Below are 25,813 nucleotides of genomic sequence, written 5' to 3'. Positions count from 1 at the left end.
TATACACAAGCGACATTCAAGTACGCCCGTACCACTTTTTTGCCCTTCTCCTGCCCTTAGGCATTGCAACGGTATGAGCCCTGCATAAGTATCGGCAGGACGACCCACAAGGTCGCCCTCTTAATTAAAATGACAACACTGAGGCCACCATGCTCAAACACGCGGTCATTCCGTTCATCCTAGGCGCAGGTTTGCTCGCCAGTACCCCCTTCGCCCAAGCTGCGACCAACCTGGTGTTCTGCTCCGAAGGCAGCCCTGCCGGCTTCGACCCGGGCCAGTACACCACCGGTACCGACTTCGATGCCTCGGCCGAAACCATCTTCAACCGGCTGTCGCAGTTCGAGCGTGGCGGCACCGCCGTCGAGCCGGGCCTGGCCACCAGCTGGGACGTGTCGCCGGACGGCCTCATCTATACCTTCCATCTGCGCCAGGGCGTCAAGTTCCACACCACCGACTACTTCAAGCCGACCCGTGATTTCAACGCCGACGACGTGCTGTTCACCTTCAACCGCATGCTCGACAAGGACATGCCGTTCCGCAAGGCCTACCCCACCGAGTTCCCGTACTTCACCGACATGGGCATGAACGACAACATCACCAAGGTCGAGAAGGTCGACGACCACACCGTCAAGTTCAACCTTAAGGAAGTCGATGCCGCGTTCATCCAGAACATGGCCATGAGCTTCGCCTCGATCCAGTCGGCTGAATACGCCGCCCAGCTGCTCAAGCAAGGCAAGCCCGAGGACATCAACCAGAAGCCCATCGGCACCGGCCCGTTCGCGTTCAAGAGCTACCAGAAAGACTCGAACATCCGCTACGTCGGCAACAAGAGCTACTGGAAGCCCGAGGACGTGAAGATCGACAACCTGATCTTCGCCATCACCACCGACGCCTCGGTGCGCATGCAGAAGCTCAAGAAGAACGAGTGCCAGGTCACCCTCTTCCCCCGTCCGGCCGACATCGAGCCGCTGAAGAAAGACCCGAACCTGAAGATGCCTGAGCAGGCCGGCTTCAACCTCGGCTACATCGCCTACAACGTGACCCACAAGCCGCTCGACAAGCTGCAGGTACGCCAGGCGCTGGACATGGCGATCGACAAGCCGGCGATCATCGGCGCGGTGTACCAGGGCGCCGGCCAACTGGCGGTCAACGCCATGCCGCCGACCCAATGGTCGTACGACAAGAGCATCAAGGACGCCCCGATGGACGTCGCGAAAGCCAAGGACCTGCTCAAACAGGCCGGCGTCGCAGATGGCACCGAAATCCAGCTGTGGGCCATGCCCGTGCAGCGGCCCTACAACCCCAATGCCAAGCTGATGGCCGAAATGCTGCAGTCGGACTGGGCCAAGATCGGCATCAAGGCCAAGATCGTCAGCTACGAATGGGGCGAGTACATCAAGCGCGCCAAGGCCGGCGAAACCGACGCCATGCTGATCGGCTGGAGCGGCGACAACGGTGATCCGGACAACTGGCTGGGCACGCTGTTCGGCTGCGACGCGGTCAATGGCAACAACTTCGGCAAATGGTGCGACCCGGTCTACGACAAGCTGATCAAGCAGGCCAAGTCCACCCCCGACCAGGCCAAGCGCACCGAGCTGTATACGCAGGCTCAGCAGTACCTCAAGAGCCAGGTGCCGATGACCCCCATCGCGCACTCCACGGTGTACCAGCCGATGCGCAACAACGTCCAGGACTTCAAGATCAGCCCATTTGGCCTGAACTCGTTCTACGGCGTCAGCATCAAGTAACCCCCAACTGCGACCTCTGCAGTGCCTTCGGGCACTGCATAGGGAGCGGCTTGCCTGGAAAAACAATACCCCAGCAGATGTCGGGAAAATTTTCGCCCAACCCTTACGGGGCCTTCAGATTTTTCCTACAAGCCACGGCGATTTGTCTGATTTACACGACCTCCATGGCTACTTAGTTTCGGGGGCAGCTCTCCCCAAACGACAAGAAGGAAAAGCCATGCGACACGCGTTAATGTTTGCCTCGACCCTTGCTCTGGCCGTGCAGTCCGGCCTGAGCCATGCCGCACCCAACACCCTGGTGTTCTGCTCCGAAGGCAGCCCGGCCGGTTTCGATACCGCGCAGTACACCGGCGGCACCGATAACGACGCCGCCGAGCCGCTGTACAACCGCCTCGCCGAGTTCGAAAAAGGCGGCACCGCGGCCATCCCGTCGCTGGCCAAAAGCTGGGACATCTCCGAGGACGGCCTGACCTACACCTTCCACCTGCGCGAAGGGGTCAAGTTCCACAGCAGCAAGGCCTTCGTGCCCAGCCGCGCGTTCAACGCCGACGATGTGCTGTTCACGTTCAATCGCATGCGCGACCCTCAGCACCCGTTCCGCCTGGCGTATGCCACCGAGTTCCCGTACTTCGTCGGCATGGGCCTGCACCAGAACATCGCCAACATCGAGAAGACCGACCCGCTGACCGTGGTCTTCACCCTCAATGAAGTCGATGCCGCGTTCATCCAGAACCTGGCGATGAACTTCGCCTCGATCCTGTCCGCCGAATACGCCGAGCAACTGCTCGACCGCGGCAAGCCCAGCGACATCAATCATCAGCCCATCGGCACCGGGCCGTTCGCCTTCCAGCGCTATCAGAAGGACTCGCAGATCCGCTACGTCGCGCACAAAGGCTATTGGAACCCCAGCGACGTCAAGCTCGACCAGTTGATCTTCTCGATCAACACCGATGCGTCGGTGCGCATGCAGAAACTGCGCAAGAACGAGTGCCAGGTCACCCTCAATCCACGCCCGGCAGACCTGCCCGCACTCAAGCAGGACGCCAAGCTCAAGGTGGTCGAACAGGCCGGCTACAACCTCGGCTACGTCGCCTACAACGTTGAGCGCGCGCCTTTCGACCAACTGCAGGTGCGCCAGGCTCTGGACATGGCGGTCGACAAGCAGGCGATCCTCGATACCGTGTTCCAAAGCGCCGGCCAGCGCGCGGTAAACGCTATGCCGCCCACTCAGTGGGGCTATGACGACAGCATCAAGGACGCCCCTTACGACCCGGTCAAGGCCAAGGCCATGCTCGAAGCCGCCGGGGTCAAGCCGGGCACCGAGATCACCCTCTGGGCCATGCCCGTGCAACGTCCCTACAACCCCAACGCCAAGCTGATGGCCGAGATGCTCCAGGCCGACTGGGCCAAGGTCGGCATCAAGACGCGCATCGTCAGCTACGAGTGGGGTGAATACCTCAAGCGCGTGAAAAACGGCGAGCACGATGTCGCCCTGATGGGTTGGACCGGCGACAACGGCGACCCCGACAACTGGCTGGGTACCCTCTACAGCTGCGCTTCGGTGGGCGCCAACAACGCCAGCCGCTGGTGCGATCAGCCCTATGACGCGTTGGTCACCAAGGCCAAGCAACTGACCGATCGCGATGCCCGCAGCGACCTCTACAAGCAGGCCCAGCAGCGCCTCAAGAGCCAGGTGCCGATGACCCCGATCGCCCACTCCACGGTCAGCCAACCGTTGAGCGTCAAGGTCGCGGACTTCCATGTCAGCCCGTTCGGACGCAACGCTTTCAGCGGCGTTTCGATCGTTGATTGAGATTCACCCGCAGTTCCCGAGCGCACAAAGACGCCTGGGGTTAAATAAGAAAAGGAGCATCACTGTGCACTTGAAGAAAATTTCCCTGCTGGCCCTGTCCATCGGCACCTTCAGCCTCGGCGCTGAAGCACGATCCGAGGCCGAAACCGCCCCTGAAGCCGAAGGCCGCGGTTTTCAATCCACTCGTTTCAAAACCAGCAACGCCCAGAGCGAGGCCAAGGGCTTTGTCGAAGAACAATCGCTGAGCGGCTGGACGCGCAACTTCTTCGCCCAGGAACGCACTCAGCGCAAGACGAGATTCGCCATCGACAAGGGCAACGGCCGCAGCGAAAGCACCCGGCTGCGAGAGACCTGGACCCAAGGCACCGTGCTCGACTACAGCTCGGGCTTCACCCAGGGCACGGTCGGCATCGCGGCGCAGGTGGCGGCCTACAACGAAATCGCCTTGCAACAGGGCAAAGGTCGCATCGCCGGCGGCGGCAACCGCACCCTCACCGACCACGACGGCGAAGCGGTCGAGCAATGGAGCAAGCTGGGCCTGGCCAACCTCAAGGCTCGCGTTTCCAACACCACGCTGACTGCCGGGCGCATGGCCTACAACTCGCCGATCGTCGATGTAATCGGTAACCGCGCCTTGCCGTCGAGCTTCGAAGGCGTGGCCATCAACAGCGCCGAATTCGACAACCTGACGTTCGATTTCGCCGCCTTCGACCGCGTCTCGCCGCGTACCGAGCAAAGCCAGACGCGCTTCGTCAGTGAATACGCCGATCGCTCGATCACCGCCGATCACGTCGCGCTGGCGGGCCTCAGCTACCAGCCATTCCACAACCTTGCCACCAAGCTCTACGCCGCCAACGTCAAGGATTTCTGGAACCAGTACTACCTCAACATCGAGCACTCGGCCGGCGACAACGCCAGCTTGCAGCTCGACACCGCCTTCAACTACTACAAGACCCGCGACACCGGCCAGCGCAAGCTGGGCGCCATCGACAACAACACCTACAGCCTGAGCCTCACCGCCAGCCACAAGGCCCACAGCCTGACCCTGGCGTACCAGGAGGTCGACGGTAACGAGTACTTCGATTACCTGCACGAAACCAACGGCATCTACCTGGCCAACTCGCTGCTCTCGGACTTCAACGGCCCCAACGAGAAGTCCGTGCAGGTCGCCTACGGCCTGGACATGACCGGCTACGGCGTGCCCGGCCTGGCGATGAATATCTACACGGCGCGTGGCTGGGGCATCGACGGCACCCACTACAAAGGCGGCGCCTATGACGTGCTCGCCCTCGACGGCGAAAAACACATCGAATACGGCATCGGCGCCAGCTACGTGATCCAGAGCGGCGCACTCAAGAACAGCCGTATCAAAGCCACCTACGCGACCCACCGCGCCAGCGCCAATCAGGCCGATGGCAGCCTGAGAGAGCTGCGCGTGGTCACGCAGATCCCATTCAACCTGCTGTAACCAACGGCTGCGGTCGATTCGACGGATCGGCCGCAGCGACTAATCTGCACTTGAGCGAAGAGGGTTCCAATGAAAGCGCATCCACTCCACGCAGCACTCGCGGTTGCCTTGCTGAGCCTTTCCGGCGGTCTGCTGGCCAAACCGCTGGTAGTCTGTACCGAGGCCAGCCCCGAGGGCTTCGACATCGTCCAGTACACCGCTGCGACGACCGCCGATGCGGTATCGGAAACCATCTTCAATCGCCTGGTGGACTTCGTGCCCGGCACCACCGACATCGAGCCGGGCCTGGCCAGCAGCTGGGACATCAGCGCCGATGGCCTGACCTACACCTTCCACCTGCGCCAAGGCGTCAAGTTCCAGACCACCGACTACTTCAAGCCCAGCCGTGAGTTCAACGCCGATGACGTGCTGTGGAGCTTCGAGCGCCAACTCGATCCCAAGCACCCCTGGCATGAACAGACCAGCTTCGGTTATCCCTATTTCGAAACCATGGGTTTCAAGGACCTGATCGCGCGCATCGACAAGGTCGACGACCACACCGTCACCTTCACCCTCAAGCGCGCCGAAGCGCCATTCCTGCGCGACATGGCCATGGGCTTCACCTCGATCTACTCCGCCGAATATGGCGACCAGTTGCTCAAGCAAGGCAAGCAGGCCGACCTCAACAGCAAGCCGGTCGGCACCGGGCCGTTCATCTTCAGCCGTTACAACAAAGACGCTCAGGTGCGCTACAAGGCCAACCCGGACTACTACAAGGGCAAGCCGCCGGCCGATCCGCTGGTGTTCGCCATCACCGTGGACAGCAACGTGCGCATGCAAAAGATTCGCGCCAACGAGTGCCAGGTGGCGGTGTATCCCAAGCCCGACGATATCAAGGCGCTCAAGGCCGACCCGAATTTGCGGGTCGAAGAGATGGACGCGTTGATGACCAGCTTCCTGGGCATCAACACCCAGCATAAGTACTTGAGCGATATCCGCGTGCGCGAGGCCATCGCCCTGGCGCTCGACAAACAGAATTTCGTGCGCACGCTGTTCGGCGAAGGCAATGCCACGCCGGCAGTCGGCCCCTACCCGACCACCTTGCTGGGGTATAATCGCGCGCTCGTGGACACCCCCTACGATCCGGCCCGTGCGCGCGAACTGCTCAAGCAGGCAGGCGTGCCCGAAGGCACCGTGCTGACCGTGTTCACCCGCAACGGCGGCGGCGCGACCAACCCCAATCCGGCGCTGGGGGCGCAATTATTGCAAGCTGACCTGGCCAAGGTCGGGCTCAAGGTGGATATCCACGTGCTGGAATGGGGCGAGCTGCTCAAGCGCCTGAAGAGCGGCGAGCACGACCTGGGCTTCTATGGCTGGGCCGGCGACAACGGCGACCCGGACAACTTCCTGGCTCCGAACCTGAGCTGCGCGGCCGCCAGCAACGGCGAAAACATCGCCCGCTGGTGCGACAAGGACTTCGATGCACTGTTGGCTGGCGCCCGCGCCACCACTGAACCGGCCAAGCGCGCGGCACTCTATGAACAGGCGCAGGTGATTTTCCAGCAGCAACACCCGTGGATCGCCCTGGCCTACCCCAAGCTGTTCACTGTTACACGCACCGATGTCGAAGGCTTTCACATAAGCCCACTGACCAATAACAACTTCGCCACCACGCATGTGAAGTGAAGACAACGCTGAGTTGGGCGTTCTATCCGAACGCCCGATGCAGGCATGCCTAGCCGGCTGATGAGGTATCACGAAAGATGTTGAGTTTTATTGCCCGCCGATTGGGATTGCTGATCCCTACCTTCTTCGGCATCACCTTGTTGACGTTCGCGCTCATCAGGATGATCCCCGGAGATCCCGTCGAAGTGATGATGGGCGAACGCCGTGTGGACCCCGAGATGCACGCGCAGGCCATGGAACGGCTGGGTCTGAACAAGCCGCTGTACGCACAGTATCTCGATTACGTGGGCAAACTGGCCCACGGTGATCTGGGCGAATCGCTGCGCACCCGCACCAGTGTGTGGGGCGAGTTCAAGTCGCTGTTTCCGGCCACCCTGGAGCTGTCCATCGCGGCGCTGATCTTCGCCGGGGTGTTCGGCCTGCTGGCCGGGGTCATCGCCGCACTCAAGCGAGGGTCCCTGTTCGACCATGGGGTCATGGGCATCTCCCTGGCGGGGTATTCGATGCCGATCTTCTGGTGGGGGTTGATCCTCATCATGTTCTTCTCCGTGAGCCTGGGGTGGACGCCCGTGTCGGGGCGCATCGACCTGCTCTACGACATCGAGCCCCGCACCGGCTTCATGCTGATCGACACCTTGCTCAGCGACGAACAAGGCGCCTTCGTCGACGCCGTACGTCACCTGATCCTGCCCTCCATCGTGCTCGGCACCATCCCGCTGGCGGTGATCGCGCGCATGACCCGCTCCTCGATGCTCGAAGTGCTGCGTGAAGACTACGTGCGAACCGCCCGGGCCAAGGGCCTGTCGCCGGCCCGCGTAGTATTCGTGCACGGCTTGCGCAATGCACTGATCCCAGTGCTGACGGTGTTCGGCCTGCAAGTCGGCACCCTGCTGGCCGGCGCCGTGCTGACCGAAACCATTTTCTCCTGGCCGGGCATCGGCAAATGGCTGATCGAAGCCATCGGCGCCCGCGACTACCCCGTGGTGCAGAACGGCATTCTGTTGATTGCCTGCCTGGTCATTCTGGTCAACTTCGTCGTGGACATCCTCTACGGCCTGGCCAACCCACGTATCCGTCATCAGCGCTGAGACCCTAATCATGAGTACGCCAACCCCTGCGGTCGCAGTCGATCAAAGTCTGCTTTACCCCTCCCCCTACAAGGAATTCTGGCACGCGTTCGCCAAGAACAAAGGCGCCGTCGCCGGCCTGCTGTTCATGATCCTGATCGTGTTCTGCGCGCTGTTCGCCCCCTGGGTAGCGCCGCATGACCCTAGCGAGCAGTTCCGAGATGCACTGCTCACTCCGCCATCCTGGCTCGAGGGTGGCCAGTGGCAGTACCTGCTCGGTACCGATGAACTGGGTCGCGACCTGCTGTCGCGGCTGATCCACGGCTCGCGGCTGTCGCTGCTGATCGGTTTGTCATCGGTATTGATGTCGCTGATTCCGGGGATCTTCCTGGGCCTGATCGCCGGTTTCTTCCCGCGCATCATGGGGCCGTCGATCATGCGCCTGATGGACGTGATGCTGGCTCTGCCATCGCTGCTGCTGGCTGTGGCGATCGTCGCCATCCTCGGCCCTGGCCTGATCAATACCGTGATCGCCATCGCCGTGGTCTCGTTGCCCTCCTATGTGCGCCTGACTCGGGCAGCGGTGATGGGCGAACTGAACCGCGACTACGTTACCGCTGCACGCCTGGCGGGTGCTTCGCTGCCACGGCTGATGTTCGTCACCGTGCTGCCCAACTGCATGGCGCCGCTGATCGTGCAGGCGACCTTGAGCTTCAGTTCGGCGATCCTCGACGCTGCCGCCTTGGGCTTCCTGGGCCTGGGTGTGCAACCGCCGACGCCCGAGTGGGGCACCATGCTCGCCTCGGCGCGGGACTACATCGAACGCGCCTGGTGGGTGGTGAGCCTGCCTGGCCTGACCATCTTGCTCAGCGTGCTGGCAATCAACCTGATGGGCGACGGACTGCGCGATGCGCTGGACCCGAAACTCAAGAATGCCGCCTGAGGAGCCGACCATGTCACTGTTGAATATTTCCAATCTCTCGGTGCGCTTCGGCGACCGTAACGCGGTACCGGTGGTCGACGGCCTCGACCTCAAGGTCGACAAGGGCGAAGTGCTGGCGATCGTCGGCGAATCCGGCTCGGGCAAATCGGTGACCATGATGGCGCTGATGGGCCTGGTCGATGCACCCGGCATCGTCACCGCCGACTCACTGGTGTTCGATGGCAACGATATGCTCAACCTGAGCAGTCGCCAGCGCCGCAAGGTGGTGGGCAAGGACCTGGCGATGATCTTCCAGGACCCGATGACCGCCCTCAACCCCAGCTACACCGTAGGTTTCCAGATCGAAGAAGTGCTGCGCCAGCACCTGGGCATGTCCGGAAAAGCGGCGCGCCAACGGGCGTTGGAGCTGCTGAAAAAAGTCGAGATCCCGGCCCCGGAAAGCCGCCTCGATGCCTATCCGCACCAGCTGTCCGGCGGCATGAGCCAGCGGGTGGCGATTGCCATGGCCATCGCCGGCGAGCCGAAACTGCTCATCGCCGACGAGCCGACCACCGCCCTGGACGTGACCATTCAGGCGCAGATCATGGAGCTGCTGCTCAACCTGCAACAAGAGCAGAACATGGCCCTGATCCTCATCACCCACGACCTCGCCGTGGTCGCCGAGACCGCCCAGCGCGTGTGCGTAATGTATGCCGGCCAGGCGGTCGAAGTGGGCCATGTCCCACAACTGTTCGACGTGCCGGGGCACCCTTACAGCGAAGCGCTGCTGGCGGCGATTCCCGAGCACAGCGCAGGCGCCGAGCGCCTGGCGACCCTGCCGGGTATCGTTCCCGGCCGCTATGACCGGCCGCAAGGCTGTCTGTTGTCGCCACGTTGCCCCTATGTACAGGAAAACTGCCGCACCCAACGCCCCGGCCTCGACCCCAAGGCCCACAGCCTGGCCCGTTGTTTCTATCCGCTGAACCAGGAGGTGGCGTGATGAGCGTCGTACTGACCGCCCGTGACCTGACCCGTCACTATCATGTCTCCACCGGCCTGTTCAAACCCCAAGCCGTGGTGCGCGCCCTCAATGGCGTGTCCTTCGAGCTGGAAGCCGGCAAGACCTTGGCCGTGGTGGGCGAGTCGGGGTGTGGCAAGTCCACCCTGGCCCGCGCCCTGACCCTGATCGAAGAGCCTTCATCGGGCTCGCTGCAGATTGCCGGCCAAGAGGTGCACGGCGCCACCAAGGCCGAACGCAAGCAGTTGCGCAAAGACGTGCAGATGGTTTTCCAGAGCCCCTATGCCTCGCTCAACCCGCGGCAGAAGATCGGCGATCAACTGGGCGAGCCGCTGCTGATCAACACCTCGCTGAGCAAGGCAGAGCGGCGCGAGAAGGTCCAGGCGATGATGCAGCAGGTGGGCTTGCGCCCCGAGCATTATCAGCGCTATCCGCACATGTTCTCCGGTGGCCAGCGCCAGCGTATCGCCCTGGCGCGGGCGATGATGCTGCAGCCCAAGGTGCTGGTGGCGGACGAACCGACCTCGGCGCTGGACGTGTCGATCCAGGCCCAGGTGCTGAACCTGTTCATGGACCTGCAACAGCAATACCAGACCGCCTACGTGTTCATTTCTCACAACCTGGCCGTGGTACGTCACGTGGCCGACGATGTGCTGGTGATGTACCTCGGCCGACCGGCGGAGATGGGCCCCAAGGAGGACTTGTATACCCGGCCGTTGCACCCTTACACCCAGGCGCTGCTGTCCGCCACGCCGACCCTCAAGCCGGACCCGCTCAAGCCGAAGATCAAGATCGTCGGGGAACTGCCAAATCCGCTCAATCCACCCTCCGGCTGCGCCTTCCACAAGCGCTGCCCCTATGCGACGCAACGTTGCAGCGATGAGATTCCGGAGTTTCGCAAAGTGGATACGCGGCAGGTGGCGTGCCATTACGCGGAGCAGTTCCTGTAACCCGCCACGCTGCGTAGCGAGGGGGCTTGCCCCCGAAACACCCGACCTGTGATTCGTGCAGTGTCGGAGCGGGGCTATCGGTGGCAAGCCCCCTCGCTACAGATTCAATAGCACGTGCACTGGCTCCCTAGGTCCAGCCTGCTCCCAGCGGTAAGAGCCTGAGTCCGTTACCCCAAGGGTATTGGTCTTTAGCGAGCAGAACTATCAGGTTCGATGACCACCAGTCGGGGCCGCCGTGGCGCCCACTCAAAGGTGCCCGCCCGAGTTGCAGGGGCTCCGTATTGATATATACAGACTTGTATGTATACTGCGGCGACCTTCTTTTCGCGAGCTAATCACAATGGACGTCTCCAGCTCTGGCATTGGGGAAAGTGCCCCTGCGCACGCGCTTTTCAACCGCTTTGACACTTTCGTCGATCTACTGCGCTGGCGCGCCGGGGCTACACCTGATCGCCTTGCGCTGACATTCGCGAGCAGTAGCGAACAGGCACAATCTTTCACCTACGCCCAACTCGATCTGGGCGCTCGAGCAATCGCCGCCACACTGCAACAGCACCATTGCGCCGGCGAACGCGCGGTGATCCTGTTGCAACCCGGCACGCACTACATTCTCGCGCTGCTGGGTTGCTGGTACGCGCGGGTGACTGCGGTCCCGGTCTTTTCACCCCGCGAAAATTCGTCCAATGAACGGGTACGCTTGATTCTTCAGGACGCCGGCGCACGCGCGGTGCTCAGTACCGCGAGCGTGCTGAGCGGCCTCGACCGCGGCGAGTGGCGCAGCGGCGGCAAAGGCGAAATCGCCTTTGTAGCCATCGATCAAGTGGCACCGCAAACGGCCCAGAACTGGCGCACACCAAGCCTGAGCAGTCAGACCCTGGCGGTATTGCAGTACACCTCCGGCTCGACCGGTGCTCCCAAAGGCGTACGCCTGCAACACCGCCACTTGCTGAAGAACTCGGAGATGATTCATCGCGCGATGGACACCCGTGAGGATGACATCGGGGTGTTCTGGCTACCGCCTTACCATGACATGGGGCTGATCGGCAGCATCCTGCAACCCCTCTACCGCACGCTGGACGTGCCCCGCTCGCGATTATTCAACTATCTCAGCAACCCGGCCAACGACCTGCACTGGCAGGCCTCGTGCGTAGAAGCACGCCTGCTTCAGGACAGCACCGAGGTGGGGAGTCGGTATGCGATCGTGTTCAGTTTTCTTGGCCGACGCATGAATTTCGAATGCCAGATCACCTGCGTCGAGGCCCCCGCGAGGTATGGCTTCAAAGTGCTGCAGGGGTCATTTCAATACGAAGGCCTGTATCGCTTCGAAGAAGCAGAGGACGGCACGCGCCTGCATTGGCAGTTCGATGTCGAGCCCGGCAGATTTTTCGGCATCGTGCCGGTTTCATTATTGAAAAAGGTTCTGGTTTCCCAGATCGAAAAGGACTTCGCGAAGCTGGCAACCCTGCTTCGACACGTCGACCCAGCGACTTCCAAGGAGTTGATCAATGAATAAGTACGCCCACTTCATCATCCGCTATCGGCTCTGGGTGATCATCCTGACAGTGGCAATCACCGCCGTGCTGGGAAGCTTCGGAGCCGGCCTGAAGGTCATCATCGACCCTGCTACCCTCGCCCCTCAGGGCCATCCGTTGATCAAATCGACCAACCAGGTCGAAAAAATCTTCGGCTCCAAATACCTGATGCTCATTGGCATCACACCCAAGCAGGGCGATATCTATCAACCCCACGTGCTCGAGACCGTCAGCGCGATCACCCGCCAGCTGGACGCTACACCCGGCGTGGTGCGCTCCACGTTGCTGAGCCTGGGCAGTCATCAGGCCAAGGGCATCGAGGGCACGGCCGAGGGCATGGAGGCACGCCAACTGCTGGGAGAACCCGGCGAGCCAGTCGACTACGCAGCGTTGCGCAAGACCCTGGCCGACAACCCGGTCTATCAGAACGCGGTGATCTCGGCCGATGGCCGTACCGCCGCGATCCTGGTCGAGCTCAAGGAGCGCTCGGATGGTTTCAGCAACATGGTGGCGCCGATTCACAAGGTGGTCGATGCTTTCCAGTCGGATGACTACACCATCACCTATGGGGGCAATCCGGTCTATCTGGAAAAAACCGAGCAGTTCGCCAACCGCATCAACATTCTCTTCCCGATCGCCATCCTGGTCATCGGCCTGCTGCACTTCGAAGCCTTCCGGACCAAGCAGGGCCTGATCCTGCCCTTGGTTACCGCACTGATGGCGGTAATGTGGGGCACCGGCTTCATGGGCGTACTGGGCCAGTCGATGGACATCTTCAACTCCCCCACACCCATCCTGATCCTCGCTGTGGCGGCCGGACACGCGGTGCAACTCCTCAAGCGCTACTACGAGGAATACGCGCGCTTGCGGCAGGCCGGCGAGCTCAGCCCCGACGCCGCCAATCGCCAGGCCGTGGTCAACTCCATGGTAGGCGTCGGCCCGGTCATGCTGATTGCGGGGAGCATCGCCGCCATTGGTTTCTTCTCGTTGCTGGTTTTCGATATTGCCACCATCCGTGCTTTCGGGATCTTTACCGGTGTCGGCATCCTCAGCGCCATGCTGCTTGAGATGACGTTCATCCCGGCCATCCGCTCCCTGCTCAAGCCGCCGGGCGATAAAGCCCTGCGTCTGGAACAAGAGCAGCGTATATGGGATCGCATTCCTGCCGCGGCCGCACGCTGGGTGATTGATCCGACCCGACGCAAATCGATGTTCGTCCTCTATTTCCTGGCGACTGTCGGCCTGGTACTGGCGATGCAGAACGTGGTGATCGACAACGCCACCAAGAACTTCTTCTCCGCCAACCTTGATATCCAGAAGGACGATGCGTTCCTCAATCAGCAGCTCGGCGGCACCAACAGCCTGTATGTGATGGTCGAGGGCCAGGCGCCTGATGCCATCAAGCGCCCCGACGTACTGACGGCCATCGCCAATCTGCAGCACTTCGCCCAAACCCGGCCGGAAGTCGGCAAGACCCTGTCGATCGTCGACTTCATCCGCCGCATGAACCAGGCCATGCACGCCGATGACCGCGCCTTCAGCACCGTGCCCACCAGTGAAAACCTCATCTCCCAGTACCTGTTGCTGTACTCGATGTCAGGCGAGCCGGGGGATTTCGATTCGTACGTGGATTACAGCTACCGGCGCGCCAAGGTGACCCTGTTGCTCAAGACCGGCAACAATGCCGTGGTCAAGAAACTCCTAGACGCGTTGCAGAGCGAAGCCGACCGTACCTTCCCTGCCGATGTCAAAGTCAGCTTCGGCGGTGATGTGGCGCAGACCGTGGCGCTCACCGATACCCTGGTCAATGGCAAGATCCGCAACATCGTTCAGGTCGGCCTGGCGATCTTCCTGATCTCGGCGCTGGTGTTCCGTTCGGCCTTCGCCGGTCTCATCGTCCTTACGCCACTGGCATTATCGGTGGTGGCGGTATTCGGCATCATGGGGCTGCTGCACATTCCCCTCAACATCCCCAATTCGTTGATTTCCGCCATGGCAGTCGGCATCGGCGCGGACTATGCGATCTACATTCTCTACCGCCTGCGCGAGCAAGTGCGAAGTGGCGAAGAGCCCGCCGCCGCCGTGCGCAACACCCTGGCCACCGCTGGCAAGGCATCGCTGTTCGTCGCCACGGCGGTGGCGGGGGGTTACGGGGTATTGGCGCTGTCATTGGGCTACAACGTGCATCTGTGGTTGTCGATGTTCATCGTCATCGCGATGCTCGTCAGCGTCTGCGCGTCGTTGACGCTGGTACCGGCCCTGGCCCTGGCGTTCAAGCCGGCTTTCATCTTCAAGGGCAGAACGCAGTACGCCACTCAGTTGAACGCGGGCCTGGTGCTGCTGGGCGTCGCGTTGTTGGCAGGCAATACGCCCTCGGCAAAGGCCGCCACCTTGAGCCCCGAACAAGTCATGCAGAACAGCTTCGTGAGCACCAAGGTGCTGGACTCTTCAACCGACGCCACCTTTACCCTCACCAACGCTAACGGCGAACAGCGAGTCCGCAAGACCGAAGGCGCCACGCGCCTGCAAGGCGACGGCAGCGATGATAATTCCCGTTATGTGAAGTTCGTCTCACCCCCTGATATCAAGGGTACCGCGACGCTGCTGGTGGAACACAGTGGAGCCGACGACGACATGTGGGTGTACCTGCCGGCACTAAGCAAGGTGCGCCGGCTCTCGGCGTCCAACAAGCGCGACAGCTTCGTGGGCACCGACTTCAGCTACGGCGACATCATCGGCCACAATCCGGCGCAATGGCAGCAGCGCCTGGTGCGCATGGAGGCGCTGCCCGATGGCACTCAAGCCTATGTGATCGAATCGACGCCAAAGACCGAAAAAGTCGGCAAGGACACCGGCTATTCGAAGATGCAGAGCTGGGTGCGGGCCGACAACTTCGTGGCGGTAAAAGTGGAGTTCGCTGACCTCAATGGGCAGCCGATCAAGCGCATCGTCGCCAACCAACTGCAGCCGGTCGGCAACCATGGCAAGTGGCAGCCCATGAGCTCCGAGGCCGAAAACCTGCAAACGGGGCACAAGACCACGATCCGCTTCGAGCACTTCGTGGCGGATCAGGGGGTGGCGGATCAGCTCTTCAAACCACAGGCACTGGACCGATGAGGCCTCTGGCTGCGCTGTTGCTGAGTACCGTACCAGTGCTGGCCATGGCGAATGTAGAGGTCGATAACGCGCTGACATTGCGCGGTGGCGAGTGGAGCGGCGATCGCTCCCTCACCTCGCAGAGTGACATCGTCACGGGCACCGCGGGCATCCGCACGCGACTCGATACCGAGTCTGCCGGCCAAGGCATCTTCGATGCCTGGGCCAATGTCCAGAACACCAGCGCGCCGCGCCACGGCCTGGTACGCGAGGCTTATTGGCGCGACGACGTGGATAATCTGAGCATCAAGGCCGGGCGGCAGATCATCGTCTGGGGGCGGGCCGACGGCCTCAACCCCACAGATAATCTGTCGCCACGAGACTTTACGCTGCTGACCCCCGTGGATGGCGACCAGCGTTATGGCAACACCGCGCTGAATCTGAGCTATGAATGGGACGTGGGGACCCTGACCGCCCTATGGTTCCCACAAGCGGCGGCTCACACTATCCCACTGACCCGGCTGGCCAATGTCAGCTACGACGTGCAGCAGCCCGATCAATCGCAGTGGGCACTGAAATGGGACATGAGCGGCGATAACATCGATGGCTCCGTGTCCTACTTCGATGGCGTCGACCCCATGCCCGATCTGGTGCCGGGAATGCTGACCAGCACCGGTGCGACGGTCAAGGTCAAGGCCCAGCGCACGCGGTTCTGGGGGGCAGACATGAGCATGACGCAAGGCGGCACCATCTGGCGCGCCGAAACCGCCCTGTCTGAGACCCAAAGCAGTGGCTCCGATGATTTCAGGCACAAGAAAAACCAGTTGTGGTTCGTGGGGGGCGGCGAATGGCGTCTCTTCGATACCGCGACGCTGGGGCTGCAGTTGACCTACACCCATGTATTCGACTACGCCGACGCCCATGACCTGGCCCCCGGGTTCGAGCGTGAAGTGGCGCTGCGCCAGGCGGCCACCAGCGGCCAGACGTCAAGGGACCAGGCAGGCTTCACCTGGCGCCTGGCCGATACCTGGTTCAATGAGCTGCTCAGGGTGGAATTCAGCGGTGTGGCGCAGCAAACCTCGGGCAGCGGCATCGCCCGCCTCAAAGCCGACTATGCCCTGACCGATAACATCAAGCTGACTGCCGGGATGGACTACTACTATGGCCCGAAACTCACCTTCTTCGGCCAGTTGCGTGACGACCAGACGGTCTACACGCAAGCCGAGTATCGCTTCTAGCGGCTGGCCACGCTGAGGCTTTGGGCGGCCCCCGGCGGGTGCTGGTGCAACAGTACCAGCATGGCCTGAGTCGCGGCATCCAGCGGCTGGCCGGACACGCCGATGAACGCCAGATTACGCGCCCCCTCGAACAGCATCAGGCATTGCAGTGCCAGGCAAGGTGCGTCGGCGTAGCCAAGATTGGCCAGCATCGCGGCAAACAGATCAACCAAGGTACGCTTGTGACGCAGGCACATCTGATGCACCGGATCGGCAGGATCGGGGTAGGCACTGGCGGCGATCACGAACAGACAGGTACGCGAGACGGGCTCGACGAACCTGGCTCTGTACCAGTCCAGCAGCAGTGCAAAGCGCACCTCCAGCACCGGTGGCGCATCGGCAACGCACTGCATCACTTCGCTGACGATTTGTTCATGATACAAGGCCAGCACGTTGACGATGAGGTTGTCGCGGGAGGGGAAGTATTTGTACAGCGTCATCTTGCTGACACCGGACACCTTGATGAGGCGATCGATGCCGACATTCTGCAGCCCTTCATCAAGAAAGAGTTCCAGGGCGGTCGTTAGAAGTTTTTGTCTGGCAGCTGACATCAAGGGCCTCTCGACGGAACGTCACCTTATCAATGGCGGGTAGAAAACCGCGCGACGCCTTTTGGTTGACGCCGGGAAAGTGGCATAGAATACCTTATCCCTACGTGGATTGTGCTGAAGCCAGATTTGGACAATAAAACATTCCTGCCGACTCCCCTCATCACCCCGGCAGCCGATGATCATGTCGAGGGGTGGGCACGCAATGTCTCGATCAACCGCAGATGATGCTGCAAGCTTACTGAGACCGCCCCGGCGCGGTGGCTGAGGATGATCGGCAACGTCGCGTTGGTTTCCTGCAGGCTCACCTCGCGAATATTATCGCGGTGCAGAATGCGCACCGACTCCGGCACCAGGGTGATACCAATGCCTGCCGCGATCAGGCCGACGGCCATCGGCAACTCGTTGCTCCACTGGGGCCCCTTCGCTGTAAATCCCCCATAGAAAAAGCAGCCCGAAGGCTTCTTTTTCTATCAGTGATGTTCCCGCGTCGCGCGGAATTTCACATCCGGCCAGCGCTCTTCCATCAGCGCCAGATTGACCCGTGTCGGGGCCAGGTAGGTCAGGTGGCCGCCGCCATCTACCGCGAGGTTTTCCACCGCCTTGTTCTCGAATTCCTCGAGCTTCTTCTTGTCCCCGCATTCGATCCAGCGCGCCGAGTACACGGTGATCGGCTCGTAGGCGCATTCGACCTTGTACTCTTCCTTCAAGCGGCTGGCGACCACATCGAACTGCAGCACACCCACGGCGCCGAGAATGATGTCGTTGCTGCGGGTCGGGAAGAACACCTGAGTGGCGCCCTCTTCGGCTAGCTGCTGCAGGCCCTGACGCAGTTGCTTGGACTTGAGCGGGTCTTTCAGGCGCACGCGGCGGAACAGCTCCGGGGCGAAGTGCGGGATACCGGTGAAGCCCAGCGCCTCGCCTTCGGTGAAGGTGTCGCCGATCTGGATGGTGCCGTGGTTGTGCAGGCCGATGATGTCGCCGGCCCAGGCCTCGACCAGTTGCTCGCGCTCGGACGAGAAGAACGTCAACGCGTCGCCGATGCGCACGTCCTTGCCGGTGCGCACGTGGCGCATCTTCATGCCTTGGTCGTACTTGCCCGAACAGATGCGCATGAAGGCGATGCGGTCACGGTGCTTAGGGTCCATGTTCGCCTGGATCTTGAACACGAAGCCGGTGAATTTCTCTTCGACCGGCTCCACGGTCCGCTCGTTGGCGACGCGAGCCAGCGGGCGCGGCGCCCAGTTCACCACGGCATCGAGCACGTGATCGACACCGAAGTTGCCCAGCGCGGTGCCAAAGAACACCGGCGTCAGCTGGCCGTTCATGAACTCGTCCTGGTTGAATTCGTGGCAGGCCCCCTGTACCAGCTCCAACTGGTCGACGAAGCGATCGTACTCGTCGCCCAGATGCGCGCGGGCCTCATCGGAGTCGAGCTTCTCGATGATCTTGGTTTCGGTGCGCTCGTGGCCGTGCCCCGGGGTGTAGACGATGATGTAGTCATCGGCCAGGTGGTACACGCCCTTGAAGTCACGGTAGCAACCAATCGGCCAGGTTATCGGCGCGGCCTTGATCTTGAGCACGGCTTCGATCTCGTCGAGCAGTTCGATCGGGTCGCGGATATCGCGGTCGAGCTTGTTGATGAAGCTGACGATGGGCGTATCGCGCAGGCGGCAGACGTCCATCAAGGCGATGGTGCGCGGCTCGACGCCTTTACCGCCGTCGAGCACCATCAGCGCCGAGTCCACTGCGGTCAAGGTGCGGTAGGTGTCTTCCGAGAAGTCTTCGTGACCCGGGGTGTCGAGCAGGTTGATCATGTGCTCGCGATAGGGGAACTGCATCACCGAGGTGGTGATGGAAATCCCGCGCTGCTTCTCCATTTCCATCCAGTCAGACGTAGCGTGCCGGTCGGACTTGCGCGACTTCACCGTACCGGCGATGGCAATGGCCTTGCCCATCAGCAAGAGTTTCTCGGTGATGGTGGTCTTACCGGCGTCCGGGTGGGAAATAATGGCGAAGGTGCGGCGTTTCGCGACTTCGGCGGCCTGTTGGGTCATGAGAGATCGCCTGCGAGGTGATTCAAAAAAGGGCGCAGATTATAGCCTAAAGGGGGGCGAGCTGAAACCATGAGGCCAACTCGCCGGTCGCCCCATTCTCAAGCCGTCGCCAAGGCTACCTTAGGTGCTTTCTGCACGGCGGGATGCGGACGGTAGAGCATCACGCGGTAGGTCCCGAGGCAGATCAACCAGCAGAAAATCGCTGCCCAGACGTTGTGTGACAAAAAGTGAGCACCCTGAATCATCCGCACCACCGAGAACAGCGTCCCCAGACCAAACGCGAACAGCAGGCCAGCACGGGCCATGCGCGGACGACGGTCGCGCAGCACGAAAAACAGCGCGAACAGGGCAAAACCGGTGGCGGCATGCCCGCCCGGCCAGCAGCGCCCAGCTTCGATAGCGACCGGACGGTGCTCGAACAGTTTGCTGTACGTTTCCTTGCCGCCGAACTCGGTCACATCCCACGGGCATTGCACACCCGTCACGGTTTTCAGCGGCGGGGTGTAGCTGGTGGCCAGGGTCATGGCGACGACCAGGCAGGCCAGCTCCTTGCGGATCGGCATCAAGCGCTTGACCTTGAAGCTGGCAAAATAGCCCAGCGCGCCAAATACGCCGATGGCGATCACCAACTGCTTGGCTCGGTCGTGCAGGATGTCTTCCAGCCAATGGCTGTGCCGGCCAATGAATGCATGGTCGACGGTGCTGTAGAAGAGCTTCTCGATGTCCATATCGATGTTGGTCAGTTCCAGCAGGCATAGCGCGATGGCGATGACGGCTGGAATGCCCAGGCAGATCCAGTAATTCAACGGACGTGACGTGGGACGCGAGAAGGTGGCTGACATGAGGGGTCCACTGCGGAAAGAAACGGCACCTCACGTTATGGCAATGAGGCTCGAGTACTGCAGGCGCGCTGCAGTCTGGGCCTGAAACTGTTTGTTACACATCATTTAGAAGTGAAAATAGCGTCAAACGCCTGAGACAGTAGCTATCCGCTATCCCGTTCGAACAGCACCGGCCTTCCTTACTTGGGGCTTCGGCGGCAGGGGATGAACTCATCGCAAATTTCGACTTGCCATGACAAATCCACCTTCTGAGGAAGATACCCTTAAGTGATTTATTTTTAGACAGCGTTCGGCATCCCTACCCCCCGGTCTTGGCCGATTTGAGAGGGGGGAATTTCCTTCTCGACAGGGTGGGAACACTGGCATCTCAAAATTTCACGCACTGCCGATACATGGCCAAATGCCAACTCACGGGGAACCTTTTCTGCCCCGCGCACGTCCACTCCCCGAGTCGAGCAACCCGCAGGGCTTTCAGAATCAATACGTTAGCTGCGGCAGGTTGCGCTCATGGTTCCTCTACAGCCCCTCTACAGCGGGCGCTGCAGCGAACTGCTTCTCGCGTATCGGGTGTCGGTCCTCCAAGCAGGCTGGCGCCACAGACACCCCGTGCGCCGACTGAAAAAAAGGAGCTCCTCTGTGGCTAAAGGCTATGGCAAAGGGCTGACGGGATGTGCGGCTGCGGTCGTGATCCTCGCCCTGCTGGTCTACTGGATCGGCATCGATACCCTCAAGCAATACCAAGACGATCTTTGGTTCTATCTGCAAGCCCACCTGCTGCTGGTACTGGCCTCGATGCTGGCCGCGCTGGTGGTCGGTATCCCTGCCGGTATCGCGCTCAGCCGCCCGAGCATGGTCGGGCGCGCCGAGCGCTTCATGCAGATATTCAACATTGGCAACACCGTGCCGCCCCTGGCAGTACTGGCCATCGCTCTGGGCATCCTGGGCATCGGCAGTGGTCCGGCGATCTTCGCGTTGTTCCTGGCCTCCTTGCTGCCCATCGTGCGCAACACCTATGAGGGACTGAAAAACGTTCAGGGCTCACTCAAGGAAGCTGCCGTCGGCATCGGCATGACCCCGCGTCAGGTGCTGTTCCAGGTCGAACTGCCCAATGCTGTGCCGATCATCATCGGTGGCGTGCGCGTGGCGCTGGCGATCAACGTCGGCACCGCACCGCTGTCGTTTTTGATCGGCGCCAACAGCCTGGGCAGCCTGATTTTCCCCGGCATCGCCCTGAACAATCATGCGCAGCTGCTATTGGGCGCCGTGTGCACGGCCCTGCTGGCGTTGATTCTCGACGGCCTGGTCACGTTGGCCAGCCGGCTTTGGCTGGAAAAAGGCCTGGCCCGTTGAGCAAAGGAATAAAGATGAACAAGACAAGTGTGCTAATGGCCCTGGCCCTGCTCTGTGCAGGCGCCGTACAGGCCGCAGAAAAACCGGTGATTCGCCTCGGCGCCCGGGTATTCACCGAGCAGACCGTGCTCGCCACCCTTACTGCCCAATACCTGGGCAGCAAAGGCTACGACGTCCAGATCACCGGCGGCCTGGGCAGCAACCTGGCGCGCAGTGCCCAGGAAACCAATCAGCTGGACATGCTCTGGGAATACACCGGGGTGTCGCTGGTGTCGTACAACCATGTCGACGAGAAGCTCGACAGCGCTGCCACCTACCAGCGGGTCAAGGAGCTGGACGCTAAAAAGGGGCTGGTCTGGCTTGCACCCTCCAAGTTCAGCAACACCTACGCCCTGGCGCTGCCGCAGAAGATCGCCGAGCAATACCCGCAGATCAACACCATCAGCCAGCTCGATGCTGTGGTGCGAAGCGAGAAGGACAAAGGCCACATCCTCGCCCTGGACACCGAGTTCGCCAACCGTTCCGACGGCCTGGTGGGCATGACCAAGGCCTATGGTCTGAGCTTCACCCGCGCGGATATCCGCCAGATGGACGCCGGGCTGGTCTATACCGCGCTGCGCAATGGTCAGGTGTTCACCGGGCTGGTGTACACCACCGACGGGCGCCTCAACGCCTTCCACCTCAAGCTGCTGGAAGACGACAAGCATTACTTCCCTGACTACACCGCCGCGCCGGTGATCCGCAAGGACTTCCTGGACAAGCACCCGGACATCGCGGCGCTCATGAAGCCGCTGGCCGAACAGCTGGATGACGCGACCATGCGCGAGCTCAACGCCCAGGTCGACGTCGAGCACAAGAACCCGTCCGTGGTCGCCGCCGACTTCCTGCGCAGCCACCCAGTGGCCGCGCCCCAACCGCAGGAGGCGCCATGAGCTTTTTAGATGCGTTCAATCAGCTGGACTGGGCGCAGGTCGCGCACCTCACCTGGCAGCACATCACCCTGGTCGGGATCGCCGTGACCCTGGCGATCGTCATCGGCGTGCCCCTGGGTGTCTTGATGACGCGCTTCCCCGCCGCCGCCGGGCCGATCCAGGCCAGCGCCACGGTGTTGCTGACCATCCCGTCGATCGCCCTGTTCGGCCTGCTGCTGCCGGTGTACTCCAAGTTCGGCCAGGGCCTGGGGCCGCTGCCAGCCATTACCGCGGTGTTCCTTTATTCACTGCTGCCGATCTTGCGTAACACTTACCTGGCGCTCACTGGCGTCGACCCAGGCATCCGCGAAGCCGCCAAGGGCATCGGCATGACCTTCGGCCAGCGCCTGCGCATGGTCGAGCTGCCCATCGCCGTACCGGTAATTCTCGCCGGCGTGCGCACCGCCGTGGTGATGAACATCGGCGTCATGACCATCGCCGCCACCATCGGCGCCGGTGGCCTGGGCGTACTCATCCTGACTTCCATCAGCCGCAGCGACATGTCGATGTTGATCGTCGGCGCCGTGCTGGTCAGCGTCCTGGCGATCATCGCCGACCTGTTCCTGCAATGGCTGCAACGCGCCCTGACTCCCAAAGGATTACTCAAATGATCGAACTTCAGAACCTGACCAAGACCTTCCAAAGCAACGGCAAGACCGTCACCGCCGTTGATTCCGTGAGCCTGACCGTCAACGAAGGCGAGATCTGCGTATTCCTCGGGCCATCGGGCTGCGGCAAGAGCACCACGCTGAAGATGATCAACCGCCTGATCATGCCGACCTCGGGCAAGGTGCTGATCAACGGCGAAGACACCACCGGCCTCGACGAGGTGACGCTGCGCCGCAACATCGGCTACGTGATCCAGCAGATCGGCCTGTTCCCCAACATGACCATCGAGGAAAACATCACTGTAGTCCCGCGTCTGCTGGGCTGGGACAAGCAAAAGTGCCACGAGCGGGCCCGCGAGCTGATGAGCATGATCAAGCTCGAGCCCAAGCAGTACCTGCATCGCTACCCGCGTGAACTGTCCGGCGGTCAGCAGCAGCGGATCGGCGTGATTCGCGCCCTGGCTGCCGATGCCCCCTTGCTGTTGATGGACGAACCCTTCGGTGCGGTCGACCCGATCAACCGCGAGATGATCCAGAACGAGTTCTTCGAGATGCAGCGGGCCCTGAACAAGACCGTGATCATGGTCAGCCACGACATCGACGAAGCCATCAAGCTGGGCGACAAGATCGCCATCTTCCGTGCCGGCAAGCTGTTGCAACTGGACCACCCGGATACTCTGCTGGCCCACCCGGTGGACGACTTCGTCAGCAGCTTCGTCGGGCAGGACAGCACCCTCAAGCGCCTCTTGCTGGTCAAGGCCGAAGACGCCGCCGACAACGCCCCGGCCGTCAGCCCGAGCACGCCAGTGGCCGAAGCGCTGGAACTGATGGACGAGCACGACCGCCGCTACGTAGTGGTCACCGACGCCGAGAACAAGGCGATGGGTTACGTGCGCCGTCGCGACCTGCACCGCCAGCAAGGCGCCTGCGGTGACTTCTTGCGGCCGTTCAACGCCACAGCGGCGTACGACGAGCACTTGCGCATCCTGCTGTCGCGCATGTACGAGTTCAACCGCAGCTGGCTGCCGGTGCTCAATGCCGAGAACGTGTTCCTGGGTGAAGTGACTCAGGAATCGATTGCCGCCTACCTGAGTTCGGGACGTTCGCGGGGCATGAAGACCAGCATCGTGTCACCAGCGGAGCAGGTCAGCGCCTGATTCCGCTATCGGGGCTCGACGTACCGGCCTCTTGGCAAGCAAGCCTTGCTCCCACAGTGTGAACCGCTCCTGGGCCGTACACCTGTGGGACGCCTTCACGGGCAGAGCACCCTCCCACAGGGACCGGCACCGTTCGCCGAATTCTCGGGAACATCAACCTGTCATCCGGGTCGGTTAAACAAGAGCGCAGAAGTGCATCGCGATCAAAGCGTGTAAAAACGCGACATTTTTAGTTGATCTATGGCCCCTCACGTCCTAAAGTTCGCGCCGAACGTCCATGCTGGAAACGATCCATCCGGCTCAAGTACTGACGACGAGACAGCAAGGCCATGAGGAACCCGCTTCCAGTGGCCTTTTTGCTTTCGGCGACATGCCTTGGGAAGTAGGCGAACCAAAGTGGGGATACGGAGGGCGTTCATTTGCACCCATTTTTCATCTTCATGCAGCTTTCAATCCCATGACTGCCATGATGTTTGCCACCAGGAGTCCCTAGCATGTCGATCCAGGTCGAAGATTATTTCGAGCGCGCAACCTTCGATAAAATGAAGGCTTTCGCCGACAAACAAGAAACCCCGTTCGTGGTCATCGATACTGCGATGATCAGCAAGGCGTACGACGATCTGCGCGCCGGCTTCGAATTCGCCAAGGTCTACTACGCGGTCAAGGCCAACCCGGCCGTCGAAATCATCGACCTGTTGAAAGACAAGGGCTCGAGCTTCGACATCGCCTCGATCTACGAGCTGGACAAGGTCATGGACCGTGGCGTCAGCCCCGACCGTATCAGCTATGGCAACACGATCAAGAAATCCAAGGACATCCGCTACTTCTATGACAAGGGCGTGCGCCTGTTCAGCACCGACTCCGAAGCCGACCTGCGCAACATCGCCAAGGCCGCGCCAGGCTCGAAAGTGTATGTGCGCATCCTCACCGAAGGCTCGACCACGGCCGACTGGCCTCTGTCGCGCAAATTCGGCTGCCAGACCGACATGGCCATGGATCTGCTGATCCTCGCTCGCGACCTGGGCCTGGTGCCTTACGGCCTCTCCTTCCACGTCGGTTCGCAGCAGCGCGACATCAGCGTGTGGGACGCCGCCATCGCCAAGGTCAAAGTAATCTTTGAACGCTTGAAAGAAGAAGACGGCATCGTCCTCAAGCTGATCAACATGGGTGGCGGCTTCCCGGCCAACTACATCACCCGCACCAACAGCCTGGAAACCTACGCTGAAGAAATCATTCGCTATCTGAAAGAAGACTTCGGCGATGATTTGCCGGAAATCATTCTGGAGCCAGGCCGTTCGTTGATCGCCAACGCCGGCATTCTGGTCAGCGAAGTGGTGCTGGTGTCGCGTAAATCCCGCACCGCAGTAGAGCGTTGGGTGTACACGGATGTGGGCAAGTTCTCCGGCCTGATCGAAACCATGGACGAAGCCATCAAGTTCCCGATCTGGACCGAGAAGAAGGGCGAGATGGAAGAAGTGGTCATCGCCGGCCCGACCTGCGACAGCGCCGACATCATGTACGAAAACTACAAGTACGGCCTGCCGCTGAACCTGGCGATCGGTGACCGTATGTACTGGCTTTCGACCGGTGCCTACACCACCAGCTATAGCGCAGTGGAATTCAATGGCTTCCCGCCGCTGAAGTCTTACTACGTCTAAGCTGCGCAGGATGTGAAAAAGCCCTGACAGTGTTCAGGGCTTTTTTGTGGGTTTGTAGTTGGTGTT

General features: G+C 61.3%; 20 protein-coding genes. 16 read left to right on the top strand and 4 right to left on the bottom strand.

The genetic code is table 11. From position 1 onward, the window contains the following. Positions 1–149 precede the first annotated feature (149 nt). From LIX93_RS28660 to LIX93_RS28610, 11 genes are all read left to right on the top strand, one after another. Positions 150–1,748: an ABC transporter substrate-binding protein gene (locus LIX93_RS28660; protein WP_226507401.1), complete on the top strand. Its 1,599-nt coding sequence runs from the start codon at positions 150–152 to the stop codon at positions 1,746–1,748. 217 nt (positions 1,749–1,965) lie between these two features. Beyond that, positions 1,966–3,561 (top strand): ABC transporter substrate-binding protein, encoded by a 1,596-nt coding sequence (locus LIX93_RS28655; protein ID WP_226507400.1) that lies wholly within the window; start codon positions 1,966–1,968, stop codon positions 3,559–3,561. Positions 3,562–3,625: 64 nt separating this feature from the next. Then, positions 3,626–5,029, top strand: coding sequence for an OprD family outer membrane porin (locus LIX93_RS28650; protein ID WP_226507399.1), 1,404 nt, complete (start codon positions 3,626–3,628; stop codon positions 5,027–5,029). Between the two features lie 69 nt (positions 5,030–5,098). Next, positions 5,099–6,694 carry an ABC transporter substrate-binding protein gene (locus tag LIX93_RS28645; protein WP_226507398.1) on the top strand — a complete coding sequence of 532 codons (1,596 nt, stop codon included), beginning with the start codon at positions 5,099–5,101 and terminating at the stop codon, positions 6,692–6,694. Between the two features lie 77 nt (positions 6,695–6,771). After that, entirely contained in the window at positions 6,772–7,782 is a 1,011-nt protein-coding gene (locus LIX93_RS28640) for an ABC transporter permease subunit (protein ID WP_226507397.1), read from the top strand. Positions 7,783–7,792: 10 nt separating this feature from the next. Next, positions 7,793–8,704: an ABC transporter permease subunit gene (locus LIX93_RS28635; RefSeq protein ID WP_226507396.1), complete on the top strand. Its 912-nt coding sequence runs from the start codon at positions 7,793–7,795 to the stop codon at positions 8,702–8,704. Between the two features lie 10 nt (positions 8,705–8,714). Further along, positions 8,715–9,683, top strand: a complete 969-nt coding sequence (locus LIX93_RS28630) for an oligopeptide/dipeptide ABC transporter ATP-binding protein (RefSeq protein WP_226507395.1) — start codon at positions 8,715–8,717, stop codon at positions 9,681–9,683. Next, positions 9,683–10,651: a peptide ABC transporter ATP-binding protein gene (locus LIX93_RS28625; protein ID WP_226507394.1), complete on the top strand. Its 969-nt coding sequence runs from the start codon at positions 9,683–9,685 to the stop codon at positions 10,649–10,651. The genes LIX93_RS28630 and LIX93_RS28625 overlap by 1 nt, the downstream gene beginning before the upstream one ends. Positions 10,652–10,916: 265 nt before the next feature. Beyond that, complete coding sequence (locus LIX93_RS28620) at positions 10,917–12,164, top strand: AMP-binding protein (protein ID WP_226507393.1); 1,248 nt, start codon at positions 10,917–10,919, stop codon at positions 12,162–12,164. Then, complete coding sequence (locus LIX93_RS28615) at positions 12,157–15,300, top strand: outer membrane lipoprotein-sorting protein (RefSeq protein WP_226507392.1); 3,144 nt, start codon at positions 12,157–12,159, stop codon at positions 15,298–15,300. Before LIX93_RS28620 ends, LIX93_RS28615 begins: the two co-directional genes overlap by 8 nt. Further along, complete coding sequence (locus LIX93_RS28610; RefSeq protein WP_226507391.1) at positions 15,297–16,517, top strand: porin; 1,221 nt, start codon at positions 15,297–15,299, stop codon at positions 16,515–16,517. The genes LIX93_RS28615 and LIX93_RS28610 overlap by 4 nt, the downstream gene beginning before the upstream one ends. Here the strand turns inward: LIX93_RS28610 and LIX93_RS28605 are convergent. From LIX93_RS28605 to LIX93_RS28590, 4 genes are all read right to left on the bottom strand, one after another. Then, a complete protein-coding gene (locus LIX93_RS28605) occupies positions 16,514–17,107 on the bottom strand; it encodes a TetR/AcrR family transcriptional regulator (RefSeq protein ID WP_226507390.1) in 594 nt (197 codons plus the stop codon). The genes LIX93_RS28610 and LIX93_RS28605 overlap by 4 nt on opposite strands. Positions 17,108–17,286: 179 nt before the next feature. Next, positions 17,287–17,499 (bottom strand): hypothetical protein, encoded by a 213-nt coding sequence (locus LIX93_RS28600; protein WP_346015254.1) that lies wholly within the window; start codon positions 17,497–17,499, stop codon positions 17,287–17,289. 78 nt (positions 17,500–17,577) lie between these two features. Next, positions 17,578–19,161, bottom strand: coding sequence for a peptide chain release factor 3 (locus LIX93_RS28595; protein ID WP_226507389.1), 1,584 nt, complete (start codon positions 19,159–19,161; stop codon positions 17,578–17,580). A 98-nt stretch (positions 19,162–19,259) separates the two neighbouring features. Beyond that, a complete protein-coding gene (locus LIX93_RS28590) occupies positions 19,260–20,003 on the bottom strand; it encodes a phosphatase PAP2 family protein (protein ID WP_226507388.1) in 744 nt (247 codons plus the stop codon). A 636-nt stretch (positions 20,004–20,639) separates the two neighbouring features. Here LIX93_RS28590 and LIX93_RS28585 point away from each other — a divergent pair. The 5 genes from LIX93_RS28585 to LIX93_RS28565 all read left to right on the top strand — a co-directional run bounded on the left by LIX93_RS28585 (position 20,640) and on the right by LIX93_RS28565 (position 25,747). Then, positions 20,640–21,353, top strand: coding sequence for an ABC transporter permease (locus LIX93_RS28585; RefSeq protein WP_226507387.1), 714 nt, complete (start codon positions 20,640–20,642; stop codon positions 21,351–21,353). 14 nt (positions 21,354–21,367) lie between these two features. Further along, positions 21,368–22,285 carry a glycine betaine ABC transporter substrate-binding protein gene (locus LIX93_RS28580; protein ID WP_226507386.1) on the top strand — a complete coding sequence of 306 codons (918 nt, stop codon included), beginning with the start codon at positions 21,368–21,370 and terminating at the stop codon, positions 22,283–22,285. Next, on the top strand, positions 22,282–22,935 hold the full coding sequence (locus LIX93_RS28575; RefSeq protein ID WP_226507385.1) for an ABC transporter permease: 654 nt from the start codon (positions 22,282–22,284) through the stop codon (positions 22,933–22,935). The genes LIX93_RS28580 and LIX93_RS28575 overlap by 4 nt, the downstream gene beginning before the upstream one ends. After that, positions 22,932–24,089, top strand: a complete 1,158-nt coding sequence (locus LIX93_RS28570) for an ABC transporter ATP-binding protein (RefSeq protein ID WP_226507384.1) — start codon at positions 22,932–22,934, stop codon at positions 24,087–24,089. The genes LIX93_RS28575 and LIX93_RS28570 overlap by 4 nt, the downstream gene beginning before the upstream one ends. A gap of 494 nt (positions 24,090–24,583) precedes the next feature. Further along, entirely contained in the window at positions 24,584–25,747 is a 1,164-nt protein-coding gene (locus tag LIX93_RS28565; protein ID WP_226507383.1) for a type III PLP-dependent enzyme, read from the top strand. Positions 25,748–25,813: the final 66 nt, after the last annotated feature.

The sequence above is a fragment of the Pseudomonas sp. MWU16-30317 genome (genome assembly GCF_020515695.1).
GTDB lineage: Bacteria > Pseudomonadota > Gammaproteobacteria > Pseudomonadales > Pseudomonadaceae > Aquipseudomonas.
Note: the sequence above shows the minus strand (reverse complement) of the source record. Positions and strands in the feature narration are given on the sequence as shown.